Here is a 22,999-nt window from a genome sequence, read left to right as displayed (position 1 = left end):
ACGCGCTTACTGGATGGAGATGTTGCGGTCGCTCGCCACCTGTTTCCACTTGGCCGCATCGGCCCGGACCAGGTCTGCGAATTGCGGCACGGTCAGTTCGGCCGGCACCGCGCTTTCCTCGGCGAACATGGCGCGCATCTTCTGGTCGTTCACGATGCCGCGGATTTCGGCGTTCAGCTTGTCCACCAGGGGCGCAGGCGTGCCTGCCGGGGCCAGCACGCCCCACCAGAGTTCCACCGCGTAGCCGGGCTGGCCTTCGCCTATCGTGGGCAGCGCCGGATAGAACTGCGAACGCTCAGGCGACGTCACGGCCAGCACGCGCAGCTTGCCGCCCTTGAGCAGCGACGCCGTGGACGCAAAGCTGCCAATCACAAAGTCCACGCGGCCACCGGCCAGATCATTCAGCGCATGCGACATGCCCTTGTAGGGCACATGCGTGAAGGAGGTTTTCTCGCCGCCGGCCAGAATTTCGCTGGCCATCTGGTTGACCGAGCCCAAGCCGGCGCTGCCGTAAGTCAGCTTGCCGGGCTCCTTGCGGCCTGCGGCCAGCAGATCGGCCATGGACTGATACGGCGAATCCTTGCCCACCACCAGCGCCATCGGGCTGCGCGCCAGCATCGCCACGGGCGCAAAGCTGCGCACCACGTCGTACTTCAGATTGGTCTGCACGGCGGCGTTGGTCGTCAACGTGGACGACGACAGCATCAGCACCGACCCATCCTTGGGCGCGCGCGCCACGTATTCCGCGCCAATTGCGCCGCCCGCGCCGGGGCGGTTTTCGACGATGACGGTGGTGGACAGCTTGGCGCCCAGCTTCTCGGCCAGCACGCGGGCGAAGACGTCGTTGCTGCCGCCTGGCGGAAACGGCACCACCATCGTGATCGTGGCCGGCACGGCGGGTGCAGCTTGCGCCACGGACACGCCCGGCGCGCCCAGCGCCACGGTCAACGCCAACGCGGGCAATAAGGCGGCGCGTGCGCCGGCCAGGATCTTGTTCATGCGGTGTCTCCTCGGTTGCGGTCTGGCCGGCGTGGAATGCCTGGCGTTCAGCCGCTTGTCGTTGTGGTTGAAGCCGATACTAGGACGCCGCTCTGGTGATATAAAGCGAGGATTCTTAAAACACTACGTGAGGATTTCTGATGAAGATCGAGTCTTTCCGTACGCTTAACGCCGTGCTGCGCGGCGGCAGCTTTGCGGCGGGTGCGGCGGACATGAACCTGTCGCCCAGCGCGGTCAGCCTGCAAATGAAGCAGATGGAGGAATACTTCGGCCAGCCGCTGTTTGACCGTTCGGCGCTACAGGTGCGGCCCAACGCGTTTGCGGCCGAGGTGGATGCGGTGTTGCAAGAGGCGCTGTCGCGTCTGGACGAATTGCGCCGGCGCAGCACGCCCGCCGTTGAGGGCCGCGTCCGCCTGGGCACGATCGAACCGTTGCAGGTCACGCTGCTGCCCCCGCTGCTGCGCAAGCTGCGCGAACGCTATCCGCTGCTGGACGTGCGGCTGGTGCGCGGCCGCGCCACGGAGCTGACAGAAAAATTGAAGCAAGGCGAGATCGACGCGGCCATCATCACGCAGCCGGAAACGGGCGGCTCGCGCCGTCTGACATGGACGCCGCTGTTTCGTGAAACGCTGGTGTTGATTGCACCGCCCGATTCGCGTGAGACGCGCGTGGCGGAATTGTTCCAGCAGTACGAGTGGATTCGTTTCGACAAGACCACCATCGGCGGGCGCCTGGCCGCGCGTTATGTGGCGCAACACGCCCCGCACGCGCGTTGCCGCATCGAAATGCAATCGCTGGCCGCGTTGACGGCGCTGGTGTCCGCCGGGCTGGGCGTGTGCGTGTTGCCGGAACCCGGGGCCAATTTGCTGGACGTGCACCCGGTGCGCGTGCTGCCGCTGGGCAAGCACGCGCCTTATCGCCAGATTTCATTCGTCTGCCGCCAGACCGACCAGGACAACCGCCTGGTGCAAGCGCTGCTGGAAGGCGCAAGGCCGTAGCACATCGGACTTGGACACCGGACTTGGACACCGCCCCCGTTTCCCGATGGCCCATCGCTGCGCCCCTGAGGGTCTGCGTCCTACGCCTCGCCTTCCACCTTGGCCATGTCGATGAACGCCCGCAACGCCGACGACACGCGCCGTTGCCGCGGGTAATACAGCATGAAGCCGGGAATGGACGGGCACCAATCTTCCAGCAGCCGCACGAGCTTGCCGGCGGCCAGCAATTCCGTCACATAGGTTTCCGGCACGCTGCCAATGCCGATGCCGTCCACCGCGGCGCGCACCTCGGCGTGCACGTCGCTCAGCGAAATGCGGCCCGCCACATCCAGCTCGATCGCCACGCCGTCCTTTTCGAATTCCCATTTATAGAATCGCCCGCTGGCAAAGCGATAGCGCACGCATTCGTGCTGCATCAAATCATTGGGATGCCGGGGCGGTTCACGCCCTTGAAGATACGCGGGCGACGCCACGACCGCCACGCGCAGGCGCGGGCCGATCTGCACGGCCACCATGTCTTCGGGAACGGCCTCCAGCAAGCGCACCCCCGCATCAAAGCCCGAGGCCACGATATCGACAAAGTTATCGTCTTCACCGATTTCCAGCCGGATATCCGGGTACGCCGCTAAAAAGCGCGCCGCAAACGGCATCAACAACAGGTAGGACGCCGCGCGCGAGGTGTTGATGCGCAGGGTGCCCGACGCCGACCCGCGAAACTGGTTCATTTCTTCGAGCGCATCGCCCAGGTCATGCAGCACGGGCAGCATGCGCTCGGCCAGCCGTTGGCCCGCGTCGGTCAACGCCACGCTGCGCGTCGTGCGGTTGAACAGGTTCACGCCCAGCCGCTCTTCCAGGCTGCGGATGGCGTAGCTGACGGCGGAGGTCGACAAGCCCAGTTCTTCGCCCGCGCGGCGAAAACTACAGTGACGGGCGACGGCGGCGAACGCGGCCAGGTGGGACAGGTTATCGGGCAGCATGATTGTGCTATTTCATCGAACAAAGCATGCGGAAATTCTAGCTTGATCCGGGGTTTCCACAGGAATATTGTGAACGCCTGCTTAACAAATTCTGTCGAGATACCCCATGATTCAAGCCCGTGGCTACGCCGCCCACAGCACCGATACCCCCCTCGTCCCGTTCAGCTTCACCCGCCGCGAGCCGGGCGACGACGACGTGCTGATCGACATTCTGTACAGCGGCATCTGCCATTCCGACTTGCATCAGGCCCGTGGCGACTGGGGCAACTCCGTCTACCCGATGGTGCCGGGCCACGAAATTGTGGGCCGCGTCACCCAGGTCGGCAAGAACGTCAGCAAGTTCAAGACGGGCGACTACGCCGGCGTGGGCTGCATGGTGGACTCCTGCCTGCACTGCAAGGCCTGCCGCCTGAACCTGGAGCAATACTGCGAGGAAGGCGCAACGCTGACCTACAACGACAAGGAACGCGGCAGCGACCAGCTGACCTTCGGCGGTTACTCCGACCGCATCGTCGTGAAGGAACACTTTGCGGTGAAGGTGTCCGACAAGCTCGACCTGAAGGCCGTGGCCCCGCTGCTGTGCGCGGGCATCACGACCTATTCGCCGCTGCGCCACTGGAAGGTCGGCCCGGGGCAGAAGGTGGGCGTCATCGGCCTGGGCGGCCTGGGCCACATGGGCGTGAAGTTCGCCCACGCGATGGGCGCGCATGTCGTCATGATCACCACGTCCGCCGACAAGGGGCGCGACGCCAAGCGGCTGGGCGCCGACGACGTGCTGGTGTCGCGCGATGCCGACGCGATGGCGGCGCACGCCGGCACCTTCGACTTCCTGCTGAACACCGTGCCCGTCAGCCATGACGTGAACCCGTACCTGGCGCTGCTGGGCTTGAACGGCACCATGGCGCTGGTCGGCGCGCTGACGCCGCTGGACCCCATCCCCGGCGCCAACCTGATCATGGGCCGCAAGTCGATTGCGGGCTCGGCCATCGGCGGCATGGAAGAAACGCAAGAGATGATGGACTTCTGCGCCGAACACGGCATCGTCAGCGATGTGGAAATGGTGCCGATCCAGTCCGTCAACGAGGCCTACGAACGCTTGATCAAGAACGATGTGAAGTACCGCTTCGTGATTGACATGGCTTCGTTGGCGGCTGAACAGCCGCTGGCCGCATAGGGCAGCGTAGCGCGGCATAGGGCAGCGTAGCGCGGCATCGGGCCTGCGCTGCCGAGGCCGGCGGCGCACAAGGGGCCGCGCGCCGCAGGCCGACGCTTCAGGGTGAAAAAAAAGGGTGCCCGAAGGCACCCTGAATCCACCCTACAACAGCACCTACAACTGCAAAGCAACCCCTTCAATCATGTGCGGAAGGCTGCTTTAAGCCACCTTCTGCGTCTTGCCGTGTTCAAACTGGGCCTCTTCCGTCGAGCCGGTCAGCGCGGTGGTGGAAGACTGGCCGCCTTCGATCGTCTGCGTGACGGCGTCGAAGTAGCCGGTGCCCACTTCGCGCTGGTGCTTCACGGCGGTGAAGCCCAGGTCGGCGGCGGCGAATTCCTTCTGCTGCAATTCCACGAAGGCGCTCATCTGGCGGCGGGCATAGCCGTGGGCCAGTTCGAACATGCCGTAGTTCAGCGCATGGAAGCCGGCCAGCGTGATGAACTGGAACTTGTAGCCCATGGCGCCCAGCTCGCGCTGGAACTTGGCGATGGTGCCGTCGTCCAGGTTCTTCTTCCAGTTGAACGAGGGCGAGCAGTTGTACGCCAGCAGCTTGCCCGGGAATTGGCGATGGATGGCGTCCGCGAACTTGCGGGCGTATTCCAGGTTGGGCGTGGACGTTTCGCACCAGATCAGGTCGGCGTACGGCGCATAGGCCAGACCACGCGAGATGGCCTGGTCGATACCGGCCTTGGTGCGGAAGAAGCCTTCCACAGTGCGCTCGCCAGTGATGAACGGGCGGTCGTTTTCGTCGACGTCGCTGGTCACGAGATCCGCCGCGTCGGCGTCAGTACGGGCCAGCAGCACGGTGGGCGTGCCCATCGTGTCGGCGGCGAGACGGGCGGACACCAGCTTGGCCACGGCCTCGCGGGTGGGCACCAGCACCTTGCCGCCCATGTGGCCGCACTTCTTCACGGAAGCCAGCTGGTCTTCAAAGTGCACGCCCGAGGCGCCGGCGTCGATCATGGCCTTCATCAGTTCGAAGGCGTTCAGCACGCCGCCGAAACCGGCTTCGGCATCCGCCACGATGGGCGCGAAGTAATCGATGTAGCCTTCGTCGCCCGGGTTCTTGCCTTCCATCCACTGGATCTGGTCGCAGCGGGCCAGCGAATTATTGATGCGGCGRACCACTTGCGGCACCGAGTTGGCSGGGTACAGCGACTGGTCGGGATACATTTCGCCGGCCAGGTTGGCGTCACCGGCAACTTGCCAGCCAGACAGGTAAATSGCCTTSAGGCCRGCCTTGACCTGCTGCATGGCCTGGTTGCCCGTCAATGCGCCCAGCGAATTCACGAAAGGCTCGCTATGCAGTTGCTCCCACAGACGGGTCGCGCCACGCTGGGCCAGCGTGTGCTGCACGCTGATGGAACCGCGCAGGCGGATGACATCTTCGGCGCTGTAGTCGCGCTTGATGCCCTGCCACCGGCTGTTCTCGGCCCAGTCTTTCTGCAGATTGCGGATTTCGGTTTCGCGATTGCTCATGGTGATGCTCCTGGTCAGTGATGAGAAGACTTCAAAAGATTCGCGTCTTGCATTGCGTGAATCGTTGGACAAAGTCTATGCCTCTGCTGCGGAGCAATGCGGGCTTATGTCTTATAGAAGATGAAAAATGTTTTTCTTATAAATCATTAACTTAGAAGTGAGGTTTCGCATTGCGAAACGATATTGTCATCTGTGAAATGCGCCCTCGTTGCATAGCAGCAGGAACTTTCACATGACGAGACTTACATTTCATAATGCGAAAAAATGCCGGTTTTTGAAGCGCCTACAATGCCTCCATTCCGATGATTTCCATGGTTTCGCTATGACCCTGTCTCACGGCCCGCTGGGCCAGAGCGTGGCCTACGCCTCGCAATACGACCCGTCCCTGCTCTTTCCCATTGCGCGTTCGCACAACCGCGCGGCGCTGAATCTCACCGCCGGCAGCCTGCCCTTTACGGGTGTGGACTTGTGGAACGCCTATGAGCTGTCGTGGCTGGACGCCAAAGGCAAGCCGCGCGTCGCCATGGCGACGTTCTCGGTGCCGGCCGACAGCCCCAACATCATCGAGTCCAAGTCGTTCAAGCTCTATCTGAATTCGTTCAACCAGACGCGCCTGGTGAATTCGGCCGCGTTGCGCGGACGACTGGAACGTGACCTGAGCGCCGCCGCGGGCGCGCCCGTGGGCCTGGATTTTTTCCTGCCGCAGCGCTTTTCTGAATTGCAGATGGGTGAGATGGACGGCATCTACATCGACAAGCTGGATATCGAAATCGATACCTATGAGCCCGCGCCCGAGGTGCTGCGCACACGGCCCGGCGATGTGGTCGAGGAAACGCTGGCCTCGCGCTTGTTGAAGTCGAACTGCCCGGTCACCGGGCAACCTGATTGGGCCAGCGTGCAAATCCGTTATCGCGGTGCACCCATCGACCGCGAATCGCTGCTGCGCTATGTGGTGTCGTTCCGCCAGCACGCTGAATTCCACGAGCACTGCGTGGAACGCATCTTCAGCGACATCATGCAAGCCTGCGCCCCCGAACAACTGACCGTCTACGCGCGCTATACGCGCCGGGGCGGGCTGGACATCAACCCGTGGCGCAGCAACTTCGAAAGCGCGCCTCCGGCCGACGTCCGCACCGTCCGCCAGTAAGCACGCGTTGCCCGGCCCGGCCCGGGTGAACGTGGCGGCCTCACCGTAATAAAAGAACGGACACAGCGTCGGCTCGCCCTGAGCCGGCGCCGTTGATCTGCGGCAAATCGTGCCGCCGACAGCGGCTCGCTGACAAGCAGTTACAGAACGCCTGCTTCGAATCGATATCGTTTATTGTTGCCCCGGCATCCAGGCGGGCCTTCGGGCCCGTCGCCACATCCGAACCGCAGTCATTCAACTCCCCACAGGAGGCCGTAATGCAAGTCCGTGATTGGTTTGTCGAGCGTCAACCCGAATTTGCCCAGTGGCGGCAAGACATCCATGCCCACCCCGAATTAGGGTTCCAGGAACACCGCACCGCGGAAGTCGTGGCGTCCAAGCTGGCGCAATGGGGGCTGGAGGTGCATCGCGGCGTAGGCCGCACCGGCGTGGTGGGCGTGCTGCGTGGCGAACGCGCAGGCAAGCGCAGCATCGGCCTGCGCGCCGACATGGACGCGCTGCCCATGCAGGAGAAAACCACGCTGCCCTACCGTTCCACGCACGAAGGCAACTTCCATGGCTGCGGGCACGACGGGCACACGGCCACGCTGCTGGCCGTGGCGCTGCACCTGTCGCAGAACCGTGATTTCGCAGGCACCGTCAACTTCATCTTCCAGCCCGCTGAAGAAACCCTGGCCGGCGGCGCCGCGATGCTCGAAGACGGCCTCTTCACCCGCTTTCCCTGCGACGAAATCTACGGCCTGCACAACAATCCCATGGTCGGCAAAGGGCGCGTCGCCGTACGCGAAGGCGCTTTGCTGGCGGCCTGTGACGGCTTCACCATCCGCGTGCATGGCGTGGGATGCCACGGCGGCATGCCGCAGCAAGGCAACGACCCAGTCGTCATCGCCAGCCAATTGGTGGGCATGCTGCAAACCGTGGTCAGCCGTTCGCTGGACCCCTTGGTGGCGGGCGTACTCAGCGTGGGCATGATGAACGGCGGCACCGCGCGCAACGTCATCCCCGACCTGATGGAGCTGCAAGGCACGGTGCGCACGCTGAGCATTTCCGCGCGCGAAACCGCCTTGCGCCGCGTGCGTGAAATCTGCGACGGCCTGGCGGCCAGCCACGCCACCCGCATCGATTGCGAATTCGACCTGGGCTGCCCGCCCACCATCAACGCGCCCGGCCCCACCGCCACGGTGGCCGCCGCCGCCGCGCGCGTGGTCGGCCAAGACCTGGTTGACGCGCAGATCACGCCACTGATGGCGTCCGAAGACTTTTCGTATCTGCTTCAGGCGTGTCCTGGCGCGTACTTCTTCGTCGGCCAGGACGGCCACTTCTGCCACCACCCCGAGTACGACTTCGACGACGACATTCTGCCCATCGGCGCAAGCGTCTTCGTTGAGATCGTGCGCGACCGGCTGAGCTGACCCGCTCCCGCCTTTTTCGCGTCTCGGGTCTGGGCTGACCGCCCTTCCCCCCTTTTTTTGAATCCCCGGAGCGTGGCGCTCAAGCGCCGCGCTCTGTGCCCCCTTGCGCCTTCGCCGCGCCTGCAGGAGTCCCTGATGACATCTGTTTCCGCTTCCTCTTACACCGTTTCCGCCAGCATGCGCCGCCGCGTGGTCATCGCGTCGGTGCTGGGCAATGCCTTCGAATGGTTCGACTTCGCCATCTACGGCATGTTCGCCACGATCATCGCAAAGCTGTACTTCCCCACCGGCGACAACGAAACGTCGCTGCTGCTGGGGCTGGCCACGTTTGGCGTGGCGTTCGCCGTGCGCCCGATCGGCGGTTTGGTGCTGGGTTTGTATGCCGACCGCTACGGACGGCGCCGCGCGCTGTCTTTGATGATCTTGATGATGGCGGGCGGCACCGCCATGATCGGCGTGCTGCCCACTTACGCGTCCATCGGCGTGGCCGCCAGCGTGCTGATGTTGGTGGCGCGGCTGATCCAGGGCTTTTCGGTAGGCGGCGAATACGCCAGCGCCAGCGCCATGCTGGTGGAATTCGCCCCAAAAGGACGCCGCGGCCTGTATGGCAGTTTTCAGATGTGCTCGCAGTCGTTGGCGTTTTCAATTGGCGCGGGCGTGGTGCATCTGCTGTCGTCTAACCTGTCGACGGCGGACCTGGAAAGCTGGGGCTGGCGCATCCCATTCCTGTTTGGCGTGCTGATTGGCCCCATCGGCTATTACCTGCGCACGCAGGTGGACGAAACGCCCGAGTTCCGGCGCTTTCAGGACCAGCGCGTCAAACCCCAACAAACCACGTTCCGCACCTTGTTCTCGCGCTACCCGCGCGAGCTCATCGGATCGTTCTGCATCGTGGTGACCGGCACGGCGTCCAACTACGTCATGTTGCTGTACCTGCCCATCTTCGCCGTGCGGGAATTGGGCCTGACGATGGGCGACGCGCAACTCAGCAGTGCGCTGGCCGGGGCCTTGCTGCTGGTGCTGTGCCCCTTGTCGGGCGCATTGTCTGACCGGCTCTCGCGCCGTGCGCTGATGCTGCCGGCCACGCTGGCCTTTGGCATCGCCACCTGGATCATGATGGCGCGCGTGCTGCACAACCCGTCCTTCGCCACGCTCGTGCAAGCGCAATTGCTGGCGGCGGCGTGCATGGGATTCATGTGGGGGCCGACGCCCGCGCTGATGACCGAAATCCTGCCCGTCAACCTGCGGTCAACAGGCGTATCGCTGTCGTACAACCTGGCGGTGATGTTGTTCGGGGGCCTGGCGCCGTTCATCAATACGGCGGTGATCCAGTACACCGGCAACCGGATGGTGCCGGCATATTACGTGGGCTTGTGCGTGGTCATCGGACTGGCGGGCTTGTTGTTGCTGGGCCGGCGAGGCGCCCCGCCCGCCGACAATCTGATGCCACTGATGCAAACGCGCTAGTCAGGGCTAGTCAGGATTGGACGCCGCCACGTCAAACGCGGCAGCGGGCATAGAGAAACGGCGCACCCTCTCGGGTGCGCCGTTTTGGCTTTCAGGCAAGACGGGACGTATCAGGAACGCGCCACCGCGCCCCCCGCCGTCATCGGCTCGGCGCGACGCGCCTGCACCGCGATCCATTGCGCCAGGAAGGCCGCGGCCGTGAACGCCACGCCAGCGCCCACCCACGGACCCTGCCGCATGCCGGCGTCCAGCAGCAAACCAAACGCCAGCGGCCCCAGCGCCGAGCCCACGTCCATGCCCGAATACACCAAGCCGTAAACAGAACCCGTCGACCCCTTGGGCGTGACGCGGCGGATCAGCATGTCGCGCGACGGCGCGGCCACGCCCGAGCAGAAGCCGGCCAGCGCCACCACCGGCGCGGCAAACGCGGCCGGCACCAGACCCAGCGCCAGCACCACGAGCGTCAGGCCCGCCAGAATCAACGCCACCATCACCGTGCGTTCGGTGCGCGGGTTGGCCGACACCAGGAAGCCGCCCGCCGCCATGCCCACGGCCGACGCCACCATGTAGCCGGACAAGGCCGAACTGGCGGCCACCTTGGACAAGTCGTACAGCTGGCCCAACAGCGGAATCGTGTAGTTCTGCACCGACGACAGCGCAATCGACGTGCACGCAAAGAACAGGAACGCGCCCCACAACGCCGGCTTGGACAACAAGGTGCTCAACGTGGTCAGCACACCTTCCTGCGGTTTGGCGGAGGCCGGCTTGGCGGATTTGGCGTCCGGCTGAACATCCAGCGGCGACGGGCCGCCGATGAGATTACGGCCGATCACCGTCAGCAGGAGCACCGCCGCCACCAAGCCCGCCGCGCTATAGGCCGCCACGCGCCAGTCGGCCAGCAAAGTGATGGTGGTGATGAAGACCGGCGTCAGCGCCCAGCCCAGGTTGCCCGTCAGCCCGTGCGCCGAAAACGCATGGCCCAGACGCGGCGCGGTAATCCGATGGTTGATGATGGAATAGTCTGCCGGATGGAACACCGAATTGCCGATGCCGCCCACCACGGCCGCGGCCACCAGCATCGTGTAGCCCGTGGCAGACCCGATCAGCAGGCCCGACACCACAAAGCACGCCAGCCCGAACCACAGTACCGGCCGCGCACCGATGCGGTCCACCACAAAACCCGATGACGCCTGGCCGATGCCCGACACCACATAGAACGTGGACACCAGCAAGCCCAGCCGGGCGAAGTCCAGCCCGAACTCGTTGCCCAGCGATACGTACAGGGAAGGCAAGACCAATTGGAAGAAATGCGACGAGGCGTGCGCAACGCCAATCAGCAGGATGATTTTCCAGTCGCGCCGGCGGACGTCGGCATCCGAAGGCATAGGGGTGGCAGCGGTGTTCATTGCAGAAGGCCGCGGGCAGCGGCGGAAGGCGCCCGCCAAAGGCGGTGCAAGGTTGTCTCCGGCAACGTCCGGAAGAACCGGGCGTTGTGTGCTTGGCGACGTGGTCCGGCGGGCCGGCCGATCGCTCTTGGAATATCTCGGCGGCCGTGTTGCGCGAGCCGGGCCGCCGGGGTGTTGCAAAACCAAGGGTGTTGCAAAACAAACATGGCCAGTACTTTCGTACCAGCCATGGAGATGCATTTACAGCGCTTTCTCGCGGATGGCGGGCCAGGCGCGTTGCAGGTAATACAGCATCGACCAGACCGTCAGCACCGCCGCCACGATGATCAGCACATCACCCAACAGCTTGGTGCTGATGCCGTAGACCGGCTGGTTGTACAGCAGGCACGGAATCGCCACCATCTGGGCGGCGGTTTTGAATTTGCCCAGGCGGTGCACGGCCACGCTGGCGCTGGCGCCGATCTTGGCCATCCATTCGCGCAATGCCGAAATGGTGATTTCGCGGCCGATGATGATCAGCGAAATGAAGGCGTCGACGCGGCTCAAGTCCAGCAGGACGATCAGCGCCGCGCACACCATCAGCTTGTCGGCAACCGGGTCCAGGAACGCGCCAAAGGCCGAGGTCTGGTTCCAGCGGCGGGCCAGCCAGCCGTCGAACCAGTCGGTCAGCGCCGCGATGATGAATGCCCAAGCGGCAAAGCTGTCACGCGTGGGAACCGACATCCAGCTCTCGGGCAGGTAGAACAGCCCGACCACCAGAGGAATCATGGCGATGCGCAGCCATGTCAGGATAATGGGTACGTTAATTGGCATAGTGTCCGTATGCTACATCAGCCGGGTGACACTGGCTGTATCGAAGCCTTGGCATGACCGCCCGCTGGCCGCATGGGCGAACCGGGCTACCCACGCAGCGCCTCGTAAATGCGTTCGGCCAAATCCTGGGAAATGCCATCCACCGACGCCAGATCTTCGATGCTGGCCGAGGCCACGCCCGAAAATCCGCCGAAACGGGCCAACAAACGTTGACGCCGCCGCGCGCCCACGCCTTCAATTTCCTCCAGCCGCGACACATTGCGCGTCTTGGCGCGCCGCGCGCGCATGCCGGTGATGGCGAAACGGTGGGCTTCGTCGCGCACCTGGGCGATCAGCATCAGCGCGGCGGACTCGCCGCCCAGCGCCACCGGGGGCCTTTCGTCGGCGAACACCAGCGTTTCCAGGCCTACCTTGCGCCCTTCTCCCTTGGCCACGCCCACCAGCGTCTGGATGTCCAGCCCCAACTCCACGAACACCTTGCGGGCCACTTCGACCTGGCCCTTGCCGCCATCGATCAGCACCAGGCCCGGCATTGGCGCGTCACCATCCGCCACCTTGGCGAAACGGCGCGTCAGCACCTGGCGCATGGCGGCGTAATCGTCGCCCGGGGTGATGCCGGCAATGTTGTAACGGCGGTACAGGGATGGCTGCATGTCGTGGTGTTCGAACACCACACAGGATGCCTGCGTCGCTTCGCCCGCCGTATGGCTGATGTCGAAACATTCGATGCGCAACGCGTCCAGCGCGGCTTCATCGGTATCCAGGTCCAGCGCTTCGGCCAGCGCCAACGTGCGGCCGGCGCGAGCGCCCGATTCGGTCAAGGCGCGGGCCAGCGCCATTTCGGCATTCTTGCCCGCCTGTTCCAGCCACGACCGGCGCGCGCCCTGAGGACGCGTCAACAAGCGCGACGGGCGGCCGCCTGCCTGTTCGACCAGCAGACCGATCAGGTCAGGGTCGGGCAAGGCGTGGGAACAGACCAGCACGGGCGGCATGGCGTTGTCGGTGTAATGCTGCGCCACGAAGGCTTCCAGCACTTGCGGCGCGGCCTCGCCCTCGGCGTGCGTCGGAAAGAAGGGCTTATCGCCCAAGTGGCGGCCGCCGCGCACCATCGCCAGGTTGACGCAGACTTTGCCGCCCGCCACCGCCACGGCAATGATGTCGGTGTCTTCGCCGCTGGTGTTCTCCATGGTCTGCTGATGCAGCACGCGCGCCAGCGATCCCATCTGGTCTCGCAGCGCCGCGGCTTCTTCAAAGCGGAGTTCACCCGCCGCCTGCTGCATGCGGGCTTCGATTTCGCCCATGACTTCCTTGGCCTCGCCATTCAGAAAGCGCACGGCGCGCTGCACGTCGCGTTCGTACTCGGCGGCCTCGATGGCGCCCACGCACGGCGCCGAGCAACGCCCGATCTGATGCAGCAGACAGGGCCGCGAGCGGTTGGCGAAGACGGTGTCTTCACAGGTGCGCAGCCGGAAGACCTTTTGCAGGATCTGGATGGTTTCGCGCACCGCCCAGGCGTTGGGAAACGGGCCGAAATACTGGCCGCGCTTGTTCGTTGCGCCCCGGTAGTAGGCAATGCGCGGCCATTCGTGGCCGGTGATCAGCAGGTAGGGATAAGACTTGTCGTCGCGAAACAGGATGTTGTAGCGCGGCTTCAGGCTCTTGATGAGGTTGTTTTCCAGGATCAGCGCTTCGGCTTCCGAGCGCGTGACGGTGACCTCCAGCCGCGCCACCTTAGACACCATCTGGGCGATACGGGGGCTGGCCAGGTTCTTCTGGAAATACGACGAGACGCGCTTCTTCAGGTCGCGCGCCTTGCCGACATACATGACTTCACCGGCCGCATCCAGGTGCCGGTAGACACCTGGAAGATGCGGCAGATCAGCCAGGAACGATTTGAGATTGAAGTCGTCGGGCATTCTGATAGCGGCTTTCAGCCTGCAAGGTGTCCCAGTCGGGCGCATCGAAACGCGGCATGAGGCGGCGGATGCGTTCAACCGATTCGGGAGCATGGTCGAACTTCAGGCGCGACAGCAGATCGTCGGCCAGATCGGGGCGGTTGCACACCAGCACCATATCGCAACCGGCGCGCAGCGCGGCGTTGGCGCGGTCCAGGATGTCGCCCGCAACCGATGCGCCTTCCATCGTCAGGTCGTCCGAGAACACCACGCCGTCATAGCCCAGGCGCTTGCGCAGAATGTCCTGCACCCAGCGCTTGGAGAACCCGGCGGGATGCTTGTCGACCTTGGGGTAGATCACGTGCGCGGGCATCACGGACGGCAGCACGGCGTCGCCCAGCCCGGCGTACGGCGCGGCGTCGTCCTTCAGGATGTCGTCCAGGCCGCGCGGGTCCACGGGGATTTCGTGGTGCGAATCCGCGCCCACAAAACCATGGCCCGGGAAGTGCTTGCCGCAAGCCGACATGCCGGCCAGCGCCAAACCCTGAACCAGGGCGCGCGACAGCATCGTCACCACGCGCGGGTCGGAATGGAAGGCGCGATTGCCGATGACTTTGCTGACGCCGTAATCCAGATCGAGCACGGGCGTGAAGCTCATGTCCACCCCGCAGGCGCGCAGCTCGGCGGCCAGCACATAGCCGGCTTCGGTCGCCAGACGCATAGCCTGAAGGGGGTCGCGGTCCCACAGCGCGCCCAGGTCGCGCATCGCGGGCAAGGCAGTGAAACCGTCTTCGCGGAAGCGCTGCACGCGGCCGCCTTCGTGATCCACCAGGATCAGCAGCGGTTCCTTGCGGGCTTTGTGAATCTGGCGAGTCAGCTTGGTCAGCTGCTTGCGGCTTTCGAAATTGCGGGCGAAAAGAATCACGCCGCCGACCAGCGGATGGCGCAGGCGCGTCTTCTCTTCTTTTGTCAGCGTGAAGCCCGCCACGTCGACCATCACGGGGCCGGGGGGCAGGCCACCCTTGGATTTCTTCTTGGCCATGAGGCTGTCCTTGTGTCTAGATATGGCAAGCCGGCGCCGCGCAAGGCGGAGGCTCAGGGCTTGCGTTCGACCACCACGTACGCGGCGGCCATGTCGGATTCGTCGGTGATGGATACATGCGCGGCGCCGAAACGCTGCGTGTACCAGTCGAGCAGCTCGGGCGCGATGACGAGCACCGGGCGTCCGCCCGGCGCGTTCAGCGTTTGCACGCGCCGCCACGTCATGGGCATGCGCATGCCCAGGCCGATCGCTTTGGAAAAGGCTTCTTTGGCGGCAAAGCGCGTGGCCAGAAAGCGCAGGCCGCGCACCGGGTCGCGGGCGCGGCGCGCATGGAATTTCTGCAACTCTTCCACGCCTAAAATCTTTTCGGCGAAGCGGTCGCCGTGGCGTTCCAATGCGCGCTCGATGCGGTCGATGCGCAGCAAGTCCATGCCGATGCCGGCGATGGCGCCAGCGGGCGCGGGGGTCTTGGGCGTGTCAGACATGGGCATCAACCAAAAACAACGCCGCCAAAAACGCGGCGCGGGGTTTCATCATCCAGCCTGCCGTCACAGGCCGCGCAGCGCTTGCAGCCGGGCCTGCACCATCAGCGCTTTCATGTCGCGCACCGCCTTTTCCCAGCCATCAAACACCGCCTGCGCCACGATGGCGTGGCCGATGTTCAGCTCGGAAATACCGTCAATGGCGGCAATGGGCGATACGTTGCCCACATGCAGGCCGTGTCCGGCGTTCACGCGCAGGCCATGGCGCAAGCCTTCGGTGACGGCCAGGCGGATGCGCTGCAACTCGGCCTGGGCGGCGTCGCCCTGGGCTTCGGCGTAGGCGCCGGTATGCAGTTCGATGACCGTGGCGCCAGCCTTGGCCGCCGCGGCGATCTGCACCGGGTCCGCGTCGATGAACAACGACACGCGAATACCGGCTTCGCGCAGCAAGGCCACGGCGTCCGTCACCGGCCCCATGGCGCCCGCCACTTCCAGGCCGCCCTCGGTCGTGAGCTCGGTACGCTTTTCAGGCACCAGGCAGACGTCGTTGGGTTTGACGGCGCAGGCAATTTCCAGCATTTCCGCCGTGATGGCGCATTCCAGATTCATGCGCGTGCGCAACTGCGGACGAATGGCGTAAACGTCCGCGTCTTGAATGTGGCGGCGGTCTTCACGCAGATGCAGCGTGATCAGATCGGCGCCGGCGTCCTCCGCGCGCAGCGCGGCGGCCACCGGGTCCGGGTACACCGTATGGCGTTGTTGCCGCAACGTGGCAACGTGATCGATATTTACACCAAGTTCTATCATTGAGCGGTCGTCGTCACTTTGGTCGGTTCTTTCGTGGTTTCTTCCCAGCCGCCGCCCAACGCCTTGTAGAGCTCCACGCGGTTGATCAGCGCGGCCAAACCGGTTTGCACCAGCGAAAGCTGGGCATTGAAGAAGTCTACCTGAGCGGTCTGCACTTGCAGGTAGCTGTCGATGCCATTGGTATAACGCAGATTCGACAGTTCCAGCGTGCGCGAAGACGAATCCTGCAACGCGCGTTGCGCATCAAGCTGCGCGCCATACGTGGCTTCGCCCGCCAGCGCGTCCGACACTTCGCGGAACGCCGTCTGGATGGTTTGCTCGTATTGAGCCACGGCGATGTTGTCGCGCGCCTTCGCCAGATTCAGCCCTTCGCGGATGCTGCCACCCGCAAACAGCGGCGTCGTGATCGACGGCGAGAAGCTCCAGTACCCCTGGCCACCCTTGAACAGATCACCCAGCGACGGGCTGGCCACGCCCAGCAGGCCGGTCAGCGAAATCGTCGGGAAGAAAGCCGCGCGCGCCGCGCCGATATTGGCGTTGGCGGCCTTCAACTGGTTTTCTGCGGCCAGAATATCGGGCCGGCGCTCAAGCAGGTCAGACGGCAGGCCGGAAGGCACCGTCGCCAGCAACTGGTCGCGGCCGAACGTGGCGGGCTCGGGCAGGTTTTCCGGCAACGGCGTTCCCACCAGCAGCACCAGCGCGTTCATGGCCTGCGCACGGGCGCGGGCCAATTGCGCCAGGTCAGACGACGCCGTATCCAGCAGCGACTTCGACTGGTTCAAATCCAGTTCCGACGCCACGCCGCCATCGAAACGGCGCTTGACGAGGTTGTAGGATTCCTGGCGCGAGGCCAGCGTGCGCTGCGTCAGGTCCAGCTGCACTTCGGCCGCGCGCAGGTTGAAGTACGACTGCGCCACGGAACCGACCAGCGTGATCTGCACGCTCTTTTGCGCCTGTTCGGTCGACAGATACTGTTGATACGCCGCTTCGGACAAATTGCGCAAACGGCCGAACAGATCGATTTCGAAGGTCGTCAGGCCGATACCGGCCTGATAGGAACTGGAAATCGAACTGGAATCGGGGCCGCCTGCCCGCATGTTGGCGGGCAAGTGCTGGCGCTGGCCCTGAATGCCGGCGCCGATGCTCGGCCACTGCGCGCCGCGCTGCACGCCGTACTGCGCACGCGCCTCTTCGACACGCTGCACGGCCACGCGCAAGTCGCGGTTGTTCTCAAGCGACAAGGCGATCAGGCTTTGCAGGCGCGGATCGCGGAAGAACTCGCGCCAGCCCAGGTCGGCCGCGGGCGTGCCGTCTTGCGGCATCACCGACGTCGATGGCTGCGTGCCCAGCGTTGAAGGGTTGTTGTACGCGCCGTACTGCACCTTGGGCTGGTCGGGCCACGCGCCCGTAACCGGCGCATCGGGGCGCTTGTAGTCAGGCGCCAGCGAGCAGCCGGCCAACGCCACCGCCACGAAGGCGGACAAAGCGGTCTGTTTGATCATCAGGGCTTTCATGCCTTGCCCTCCGGGCCACCGTGGGGTTGTGCGGGAGTTTGCGCAGCGTGGGACGAATCAGCGGTGGGTTCGCCAGCCGCCTTCTTGGCCGCCTGCTCTTCTTCCCAGGCCTTCAGTTCAGCGCCCAGCAGACGCGGGCGGGTCTTGAACAGGCCCAGCACCACGACGAAGAACGTCGGCACGAAGATGACGGCGAACGGGGTTGCCGCCAACATGCCGCCCAGCACGCCCAGACCCACTGCGCGCTGGCTGGCGGCGCCTGCGCCCGTGGCCATCGCCAACGGCACCACGCCCAGAATGAACGCCAGCGACGTCATCAGAATCGGCCGGAACCGCAGCCTTGCGGCTTCCACCGCAGATTCATATAGCCCCATTCCCCGCGCGTACTGATCCTTGGCGAACTCCACGATCAGAATGGCGTTCTTGGCCGCCAAGCCGATCACGGTCACCATGCCCACCTGGAAGTACACGTCGTTCGACATGCCCAGCGCGCTGACCAGGGCCACCGCACCCAACATACCCAGCGGCACCACCAGCATGACCGAGATCGGGATGGCCCAGCTTTCATACAGCGCGGCCAGCACCAGGAACACGATCAGCAGCGACAGGCCCATCAGGATGGGCGCCTGGTTACCCGCTTGGCGTTCCTGATACGACAGCCCCGTCCACTCGTAGCCGAAGCCTTGCGGCAACTGCGCGACGAGGTTCTGCATTTCCTCCATGGCCTGGCCCGTGGTGTAGCCCGCCGCGGCGCTGCCGCCGATACGCATGGACTCGTAGCTGTTGTAGCGCACCACCTGCACCGGACCCTGCACCCAATCGGCCGTGACGAACGTCGACAGCGGCACCATCCCGCCTTGCGTGTTGCGCGCGTTCAGCTTCAAGACGTCAGACAGCTGCATGCGGTACGGCGCATCGGCCTGGACCCAGATGTTCTGCATCCGGCCCATGTTCGGGAACTTGCTCAGGTAGGCCGAGCCCACCGCCGTCGAGATCAGCGATGCCGCCTCGTTGAAGTCCACCCCCAAGGCTGCTGCCTTGTCGCGGTCGATGTTCAGCGTCAGTTGCGTGCCCGCCGCCAGACCGGTGATGCGGACTTGCGACAGCACCGGGCTCTTCATTGCAGCGCCCATCAACTGGCCCGTGGCCGCGGCCAGCGCCTCGGAGCCGGCCGCACCGCGATCCTGCAAGCGCAGGTCGAAGCCCGTGGCGTTACCCAAGGACGAAATGGCGGGCGGCACCAGCGTGAACACCTGCGCATCGTGAATGCCCATCAACTGCTTCTGGAAGGCATTGAAGGCGATGGCGCCGGCGGAATCCTGGCGTTCCTTGCGGTCTTTGAAGTCTTTCAGCGTGGTGAACGCAATAGCGGCGTTCAGGCCGTTACCGTTGAAGCTGTAGCCCTGCACGGCGATGACGTTTTCCACCGCGGGAATGTTGCGGAAGTATTCCTCGACCTGTTCGATGACCTCAACCGTACGGTTGGCGCTGGCGCCCGTGGGCAGCTCGATGTTGCTGATCACGTAGCCCTGGTCTTCTTCGGGCAGGAACGACGACGGCAGACGCAGGTACAGCCAGCCCAGCAGCAGCACCAGCACCAGGAAGGCCAGCATCATGCGGCCGCCCTTGTGCAGAATGCGCGATACCCAGTTCTGATAACCGTGGGTGGTGGCGTCGAACTTGCGGTTGAACCAACCGAAGAAACCCTTTTTATCGTCGTGGTGACCCTTGGCCACCGGCTTGAGAATGGTGGCGCACAACGCCGGCGTGAAGGTCAGCGCCAGCAGGGCCGAGAAGAAGATCGACACGGCCATGGCCACCGAGAACTGACGGTAGATCACGCCCACCGACCCGCTCATGAAGGCCAGCGGCAGGAACACCGTCACCAGCACCAGCGTGATGCCGACGATGGCCCCGCTGATCTGGGGCATGGCTTTCTTGGTGGCCTCTTTTGGCGGTAAGCCTTCGGTGGCCATGATGCGCTCAACGTTTTCAACCACCACGATGGCGTCGTCCACCAGAATCCCGATGGCCAGCACCATCGCGAACATGGTCAGCACGTTGATCGAGAAGCCCAGCCCCAGCATCACCGCGAACGAACCCAGCATGGCCACCGGCACGACAAGTGCCGGGATCAGCGTGTAGCGCACGTTCTGCAGGAACAGGTACATCACCAGGAACACCAGCACCATGGCTTCGGCCAGGGTGTGCAGCACCTGCTCGATGGACACCTTCACATAGGGTGCGGTGTCGTAGGGGATGGCGTACTGGATGTTGCCCGGGAAGTACTTGGACAGCTCTTCCATCTGTTGGCGCACGCCCTGGGCGGTGGCCAACGCGTTGGCGTCCGGCGACAGCACGATGGCGAAAGCGGCCGTGGGCTTGCCGTTCAGGCGGGCCCCGAATTGATAGTTGTCGGCGCCCACTTCGATACGGGCGACGTCGCGCAGCAGCACCTTGGAACCATCGGTGTTGGCGCGCAGGACGATCTTGCCGAAGCCCTCCACCGTGCTCAACTGGCCGTTGGCCGTGACGGTGGCGGTGATGCGCTGCGACTCCGGGTTGGGCGGCGAACCGATGCTGCCGCCAGAGATCAACACGTTCTGGCCCGAGATCGCCTGGTTGACTTCGGACATGCTCAGGTTAAAGCCCACCAGCTTGGCGGGATCGACCCAGATGCGCATCGCGCGCGGCGCGGCGAACAGCTGGAACTGGCCCACGCCGGCCACACGCGAGACCGGGTTCTGCACGTTGCGGGTGATGTAGTCGGCCAATGCCGTCTGATCCAGCGAGCCGTCTTCGGACGACAACGTCACGATCATCAGGAAGCCGGTACTGGTCTGCTCGTATTGCAGGCCCTGCTGTTGCACGGCCGCCGGCAACTGCGCAATCACGTTGGACACGCGGTTCTGCACGTCCACCTGCGCCAAGTCGGGGTTGGTGCCCGGCGCGAAGGTCGCGGTGATCGTGGCGGTGCCGTAGGAATCGCTGACCGACTCGTAGTAGATCAGGCCCTTGGCCCCGTTGAGCTTGTCTTCGATGATACTGGTGACCGATTCCGCCACTTCCTTGGCCGATGCGCCAGGATACGTAGCGGTAATCGTGATCGCCGGCGGGGCCACGTCGGGGTATTGCGCCACCGGCATGTTCGGGATGGCCAGCACCCCCGCCAGCAGAATGAACAGGGCAACTACCCAGGCGAAAATTGGTCGATCAATGAAAAATTGCGGCATGTGGGCTGACTCTGAAAGCGATGCTCACCAAAGGGGAACGCGGCGCTGGTTGCGCCGCGTGCCGCTCAAGATTTCTGGCCTGCTGCCTTGTCCTGCTGGGCAGGTTCGGCAGGCTTGGGCGATTGCTCGGGCGCGGCCGGCTTGGCGCCGGGTTGCGCCGCGGGCTGAGCGCCGTTCGCGGGGGCTCCGTTCTTGTTCCATTGGCTGACCTGCACCGGCGCGCCGGGGCGGATTTTCTGGAAGCCTTCGACCACGACAACGTCGCCTGCCTTCAGGCCGCTGGTGATCAACCAGTTGTTCTTGATGGCGCCGCCGGTGGTGACGGGCAACTGGGAAATCTTGTTGTCCTTCACCAGCATCAGGCTTTGCGAGCCGTCGGCCGTGCGTTGCAGCGCCTGCTGCGGCACGACCAGCGCCTTGTCATCCACGCCCTGCTCCAGCCGCACGCGCACGTACATGCCGGGCAGCAGGATGCCGTCGGGGTTGGGCACTTCGGCGCGCAGGTTCACCTGGCCCGTGGACGGGTCCACGGTGATGCCGGTGAACAGCAGCTTGCCGGCGTGCTCGTATTCCGTGCCGTCTTCCAGCACAACGGTGGCGCGAGCGGTGTCTTTGCCCACCTTCTGCAATTGGCCGCTGGCGAATGCGCGGCGCAGCGTCGCCAATTCGGCAGTGGACTGCGTGAAGTCAACATAGACCGGGTCCAGCTGCTGCACGGTAGCCATTTGCGTGGCGGACGTGGCTTCCACCAGTGCGCCTTCGGTGACCAGCGGCTTGCCGATGCGGCCCGTGATGGGCGACGTGACATCGGTGTAGCCCAGGTTGATGGCCGCGTTGTCCTGGTTGGCCTTGGCGGCCGCCACCGAGGCATCGGCCTGGCGGAACGAGGCCACGGCGTTGTCGTATTCCTGCTTGCTGACGGCGTTGGCCTTGACCAGCGGCGCATAGCGGTCTGCCAGCAGCTTGGCGCTGAACAGATTGGCCTGCGCCTGCTTCAACTGCGCCGTCGCTTGATCGTAGGCTGCCTTGTAGGGCGCCGGATCAATCTTGAACAGCAGTTGGTTTTCTTTGACGTCACCGCCTTGCTCGAAGGCGATTTTCTGAACGATGCCGGTAACACGCGAACGGATCTGCGCATCACGCACGGCATCCACGCGGCCGGGCAATTCAGAAACGATGGGCGCGCGCTCGGGCTGCACGGTAATGACGCTGACTTGAGGCATGCCGGGATTCATCTGTGGCTTTTCGCCGCACCCTGCCAATATCAGCGCGAGGACGCCACCGGAAACAGCCAGACCTGAAACACGTTTAGGCGAAAACCGCATTGAAACCCCCGCGCATAGCGTAGTGACCCGTGAATAGCCCAATAATGTAACTCAGTTATTGGGGAAATCACGTATTTTCAAGCCGTACAACGATGCGCGGGAGAGACAAATCCGTAACAGCCTCAGCAGTTGGGAAGCGCTCTGAGATTGCCCAGGAACACGTAACCCACGCCGTGCACAGTATGCAGCGGCAAACGGGCGCCTGTCTGCAGGACTTTGCTGCGTAGCCGGCAAATCGCCACATTGAGCGTGCGCATATTGGTGCTCTGGCGCACGGCCATCAACGCTTCGCGGCGCAATTCGCGATGCGGGCTCTGCAGCAGGCAGACAAAGCACGCGCGTTCAATTTCGGTCAGGTCGATACGCGCGCCGCTGGGCGCCAGCAGCGTCCACCCTTGGTACATCAGGCTCCACCAGCCGTCGACCCGATCGGTCGCAAGCGTTGCAGGGGCATTGACGGTGATGGACGGCGGCAGGCGCGCGCCGCGTGGCGAGGGTTGATCCAGGCGGGCAAGCGCATCAGCGGCAGGCGCGTGAGGCGTAGGCGCGTGAGGGGCGAGCGCGTGAGGAGCAAGCGCGTGAGGGACATTCATGGCAGGTCTCCATCGGGCCAGCCCCGCCTGGCGTGGCGGCAGCCGGAACCCGGAACAAGGTTGCTGTTTGTCCCTGAAGACTACCGGTGTGAACGGCTTCTGGCTGCCGAATGAGCCAATTATCAGACCAGTCTTACGCGCCCTGCCTTTCTCTTTCTTTGTGCGCCCTATCTGTTTGTGGCGACCCGGCCTGTTTG

Annotated in this window: 18 protein-coding genes; 5 read left to right on the top strand and 13 right to left on the bottom strand. The window is 64.3% G+C overall.

The features are described from left to right. Positions 1–6: 6 nt before the first annotated feature. On the bottom strand, positions 7–999 hold the full coding sequence (locus AC1DSJ_RS05685) for a tripartite tricarboxylate transporter substrate binding protein (protein WP_175171316.1): 993 nt from the start codon (positions 997–999) through the stop codon (positions 7–9). Positions 1,000–1,139: 140 nt separating this feature from the next. On the opposite strand from AC1DSJ_RS05685, the gene AC1DSJ_RS05680 reads away from it, so the two are divergent. Further along, positions 1,140–1,997 (top strand): LysR family transcriptional regulator, encoded by an 858-nt coding sequence (locus AC1DSJ_RS05680; protein ID WP_175171317.1) that lies wholly within the window; start codon positions 1,140–1,142, stop codon positions 1,995–1,997. 80 nt (positions 1,998–2,077) lie between these two features. On the opposite strand, the gene AC1DSJ_RS05675 is transcribed toward AC1DSJ_RS05680, so the two are convergent. Continuing rightward, positions 2,078–2,974 carry a LysR family transcriptional regulator gene (locus AC1DSJ_RS05675; RefSeq protein WP_054422125.1) on the bottom strand — a complete coding sequence of 299 codons (897 nt, stop codon included), beginning with the start codon at positions 2,972–2,974 and terminating at the stop codon, positions 2,078–2,080. Between the two features lie 106 nt (positions 2,975–3,080). Here AC1DSJ_RS05675 and AC1DSJ_RS05670 point away from each other — a divergent pair, with 106 nt between their 5' ends. Next, complete coding sequence (locus AC1DSJ_RS05670; RefSeq protein WP_054422126.1) at positions 3,081–4,148, top strand: NAD(P)-dependent alcohol dehydrogenase; 1,068 nt, start codon at positions 3,081–3,083, stop codon at positions 4,146–4,148. Positions 4,149–4,346: 198 nt separating this feature from the next. Here AC1DSJ_RS05670 and aceA read toward each other — a convergent pair whose 3' ends face one another. Continuing rightward, positions 4,347–5,666 (bottom strand): isocitrate lyase, encoded by a 1,320-nt coding sequence (gene aceA, locus AC1DSJ_RS05665; protein WP_054422127.1) that lies wholly within the window; start codon positions 5,664–5,666, stop codon positions 4,347–4,349. 322 nt (positions 5,667–5,988) lie between these two features. Here aceA and queF point away from each other — a divergent pair, with 322 nt between their 5' ends. The 3 genes from queF to AC1DSJ_RS05650 all read left to right on the top strand — a co-directional run bounded on the left by queF (position 5,989) and on the right by AC1DSJ_RS05650 (position 9,692). Beyond that, on the top strand, positions 5,989–6,813 hold the full coding sequence (gene queF, locus AC1DSJ_RS05660; RefSeq protein ID WP_054422128.1) for an NADPH-dependent 7-cyano-7-deazaguanine reductase QueF: 825 nt from the start codon (positions 5,989–5,991) through the stop codon (positions 6,811–6,813). Positions 6,814–7,070: 257 nt separating this feature from the next. Beyond that, positions 7,071–8,225 (top strand): amidohydrolase, encoded by a 1,155-nt coding sequence (locus AC1DSJ_RS05655; RefSeq protein ID WP_054422129.1) that lies wholly within the window; start codon positions 7,071–7,073, stop codon positions 8,223–8,225. Positions 8,226–8,360: 135 nt separating this feature from the next. Beyond that, positions 8,361–9,692, top strand: coding sequence for an MFS transporter (locus tag AC1DSJ_RS05650; protein WP_217483397.1), 1,332 nt, complete (start codon positions 8,361–8,363; stop codon positions 9,690–9,692). Positions 9,693–9,802: 110 nt separating this feature from the next. Here the strand turns inward: AC1DSJ_RS05650 and AC1DSJ_RS05645 are convergent, their stop codons facing one another. The 10 genes from AC1DSJ_RS05645 to AC1DSJ_RS05600 all read right to left on the bottom strand — a co-directional run bounded on the left by AC1DSJ_RS05645 (position 9,803) and on the right by AC1DSJ_RS05600 (position 22,802). After that, positions 9,803–11,098, bottom strand: coding sequence for an MFS transporter (locus AC1DSJ_RS05645; RefSeq protein WP_427945294.1), 1,296 nt, complete (start codon positions 11,096–11,098; stop codon positions 9,803–9,805). Between the two features lie 240 nt (positions 11,099–11,338). Further along, positions 11,339–11,911, bottom strand: a complete 573-nt coding sequence (gene pgsA, locus AC1DSJ_RS05640) for a CDP-diacylglycerol--glycerol-3-phosphate 3-phosphatidyltransferase (protein ID WP_054426407.1) — start codon at positions 11,909–11,911, stop codon at positions 11,339–11,341. An 86-nt stretch (positions 11,912–11,997) separates the two neighbouring features. Then, positions 11,998–13,827 (bottom strand): excinuclease ABC subunit UvrC, encoded by a 1,830-nt coding sequence (gene uvrC / locus AC1DSJ_RS05635; RefSeq protein ID WP_054426410.1) that lies wholly within the window; start codon positions 13,825–13,827, stop codon positions 11,998–12,000. Further along, positions 13,790–14,848, bottom strand: a complete 1,059-nt coding sequence (nagZ, locus tag AC1DSJ_RS05630; protein WP_441371541.1) for a beta-N-acetylhexosaminidase — start codon at positions 14,846–14,848, stop codon at positions 13,790–13,792. Before nagZ ends, uvrC begins: the two co-directional genes overlap by 38 nt. A gap of 53 nt (positions 14,849–14,901) precedes the next feature. Next, positions 14,902–15,333 carry a holo-ACP synthase gene (gene acpS / locus AC1DSJ_RS05625; RefSeq protein ID WP_175171319.1) on the bottom strand — a complete coding sequence of 144 codons (432 nt, stop codon included), beginning with the start codon at positions 15,331–15,333 and terminating at the stop codon, positions 14,902–14,904. 63 nt (positions 15,334–15,396) lie between these two features. Next, positions 15,397–16,137, bottom strand: a complete 741-nt coding sequence (locus AC1DSJ_RS05620; RefSeq protein WP_054426415.1) for a pyridoxine 5'-phosphate synthase — start codon at positions 16,135–16,137, stop codon at positions 15,397–15,399. Next, entirely contained in the window at positions 16,134–17,651 is a 1,518-nt protein-coding gene (locus tag AC1DSJ_RS05615; RefSeq protein WP_175171320.1) for an efflux transporter outer membrane subunit, read from the bottom strand. The genes AC1DSJ_RS05620 and AC1DSJ_RS05615 overlap by 4 nt, the downstream gene beginning before the upstream one ends. Continuing rightward, a complete protein-coding gene (locus AC1DSJ_RS05610) occupies positions 17,648–20,884 on the bottom strand; it encodes a multidrug efflux RND transporter permease subunit (RefSeq protein ID WP_441371540.1) in 3,237 nt (1,078 codons plus the stop codon). Before AC1DSJ_RS05610 ends, AC1DSJ_RS05615 begins: the two co-directional genes overlap by 4 nt. Positions 20,885–20,949: 65 nt before the next feature. Continuing rightward, on the bottom strand, positions 20,950–22,209 hold the full coding sequence (locus tag AC1DSJ_RS05605; RefSeq protein WP_346550603.1) for an efflux RND transporter periplasmic adaptor subunit: 1,260 nt from the start codon (positions 22,207–22,209) through the stop codon (positions 20,950–20,952). A gap of 122 nt (positions 22,210–22,331) precedes the next feature. Continuing rightward, positions 22,332–22,802 carry a helix-turn-helix domain-containing protein gene (locus tag AC1DSJ_RS05600; protein WP_441371539.1) on the bottom strand — a complete coding sequence of 157 codons (471 nt, stop codon included), beginning with the start codon at positions 22,800–22,802 and terminating at the stop codon, positions 22,332–22,334. Positions 22,803–22,999: the final 197 nt, after the last annotated feature.

The organism is Achromobacter sp. 01N37, assembly GCF_056399725.1.
This window is presented reverse-complemented; position numbering and strand designations above follow the sequence as displayed.

Coding starts and splice junctions, on each gene's coding strand:
- acpS (WP_175171319.1), bottom strand. CDS start 15,333: ATGTCTGACACGCCCAAGACCCCCGCGCCCGCTGGCGCCATCGCCGGC.
- AC1DSJ_RS05615 (WP_175171320.1), bottom strand. CDS start 17,651: ATGAAAGCCCTGATGATCAAACAGACCGCTTTGTCCGCCTTCGTGGCG.
- AC1DSJ_RS05620 (WP_054426415.1), bottom strand. CDS start 16,137: ATGATAGAACTTGGTGTAAATATCGATCACGTTGCCACGTTGCGGCAA.
- AC1DSJ_RS05655 (WP_054422129.1), top strand. CDS start 7,071: ATGCAAGTCCGTGATTGGTTTGTCGAGCGTCAACCCGAATTTGCCCAG.
- pgsA (WP_054426407.1), bottom strand. CDS start 11,911: ATGCCAATTAACGTACCCATTATCCTGACATGGCTGCGCATCGCCATG.
- AC1DSJ_RS05680 (WP_175171317.1), top strand. CDS start 1,140: ATGAAGATCGAGTCTTTCCGTACGCTTAACGCCGTGCTGCGCGGCGGC.
- AC1DSJ_RS05675 (WP_054422125.1), bottom strand. CDS start 2,974: ATGCTGCCCGATAACCTGTCCCACCTGGCCGCGTTCGCCGCCGTCGCC.
- AC1DSJ_RS05650 (WP_217483397.1), top strand. CDS start 8,361: ATGACATCTGTTTCCGCTTCCTCTTACACCGTTTCCGCCAGCATGCGC.
- AC1DSJ_RS05610 (WP_441371540.1), bottom strand. CDS start 20,884: ATGCCGCAATTTTTCATTGATCGACCAATTTTCGCCTGGGTAGTTGCC.
- AC1DSJ_RS05645 (WP_427945294.1), bottom strand. CDS start 11,098: ATGAACACCGCTGCCACCCCTATGCCTTCGGATGCCGACGTCCGCCGG.
- nagZ (WP_441371541.1), bottom strand. CDS start 14,848: ATGGCCAAGAAGAAATCCAAGGGTGGCCTGCCCCCCGGCCCCGTGATG.
- uvrC (WP_054426410.1), bottom strand. CDS start 13,827: ATGCCCGACGACTTCAATCTCAAATCGTTCCTGGCTGATCTGCCGCAT.
- AC1DSJ_RS05685 (WP_175171316.1), bottom strand. CDS start 999: ATGAACAAGATCCTGGCCGGCGCACGCGCCGCCTTATTGCCCGCGTTG.
- queF (WP_054422128.1), top strand. CDS start 5,989: ATGACCCTGTCTCACGGCCCGCTGGGCCAGAGCGTGGCCTACGCCTCG.
- AC1DSJ_RS05605 (WP_346550603.1), bottom strand. CDS start 22,209: ATGCGGTTTTCGCCTAAACGTGTTTCAGGTCTGGCTGTTTCCGGTGGC.
- AC1DSJ_RS05600 (WP_441371539.1), bottom strand. CDS start 22,802: ATGAATGTCCCTCACGCGCTTGCTCCTCACGCGCTCGCCCCTCACGCG.
- AC1DSJ_RS05670 (WP_054422126.1), top strand. CDS start 3,081: ATGATTCAAGCCCGTGGCTACGCCGCCCACAGCACCGATACCCCCCTC.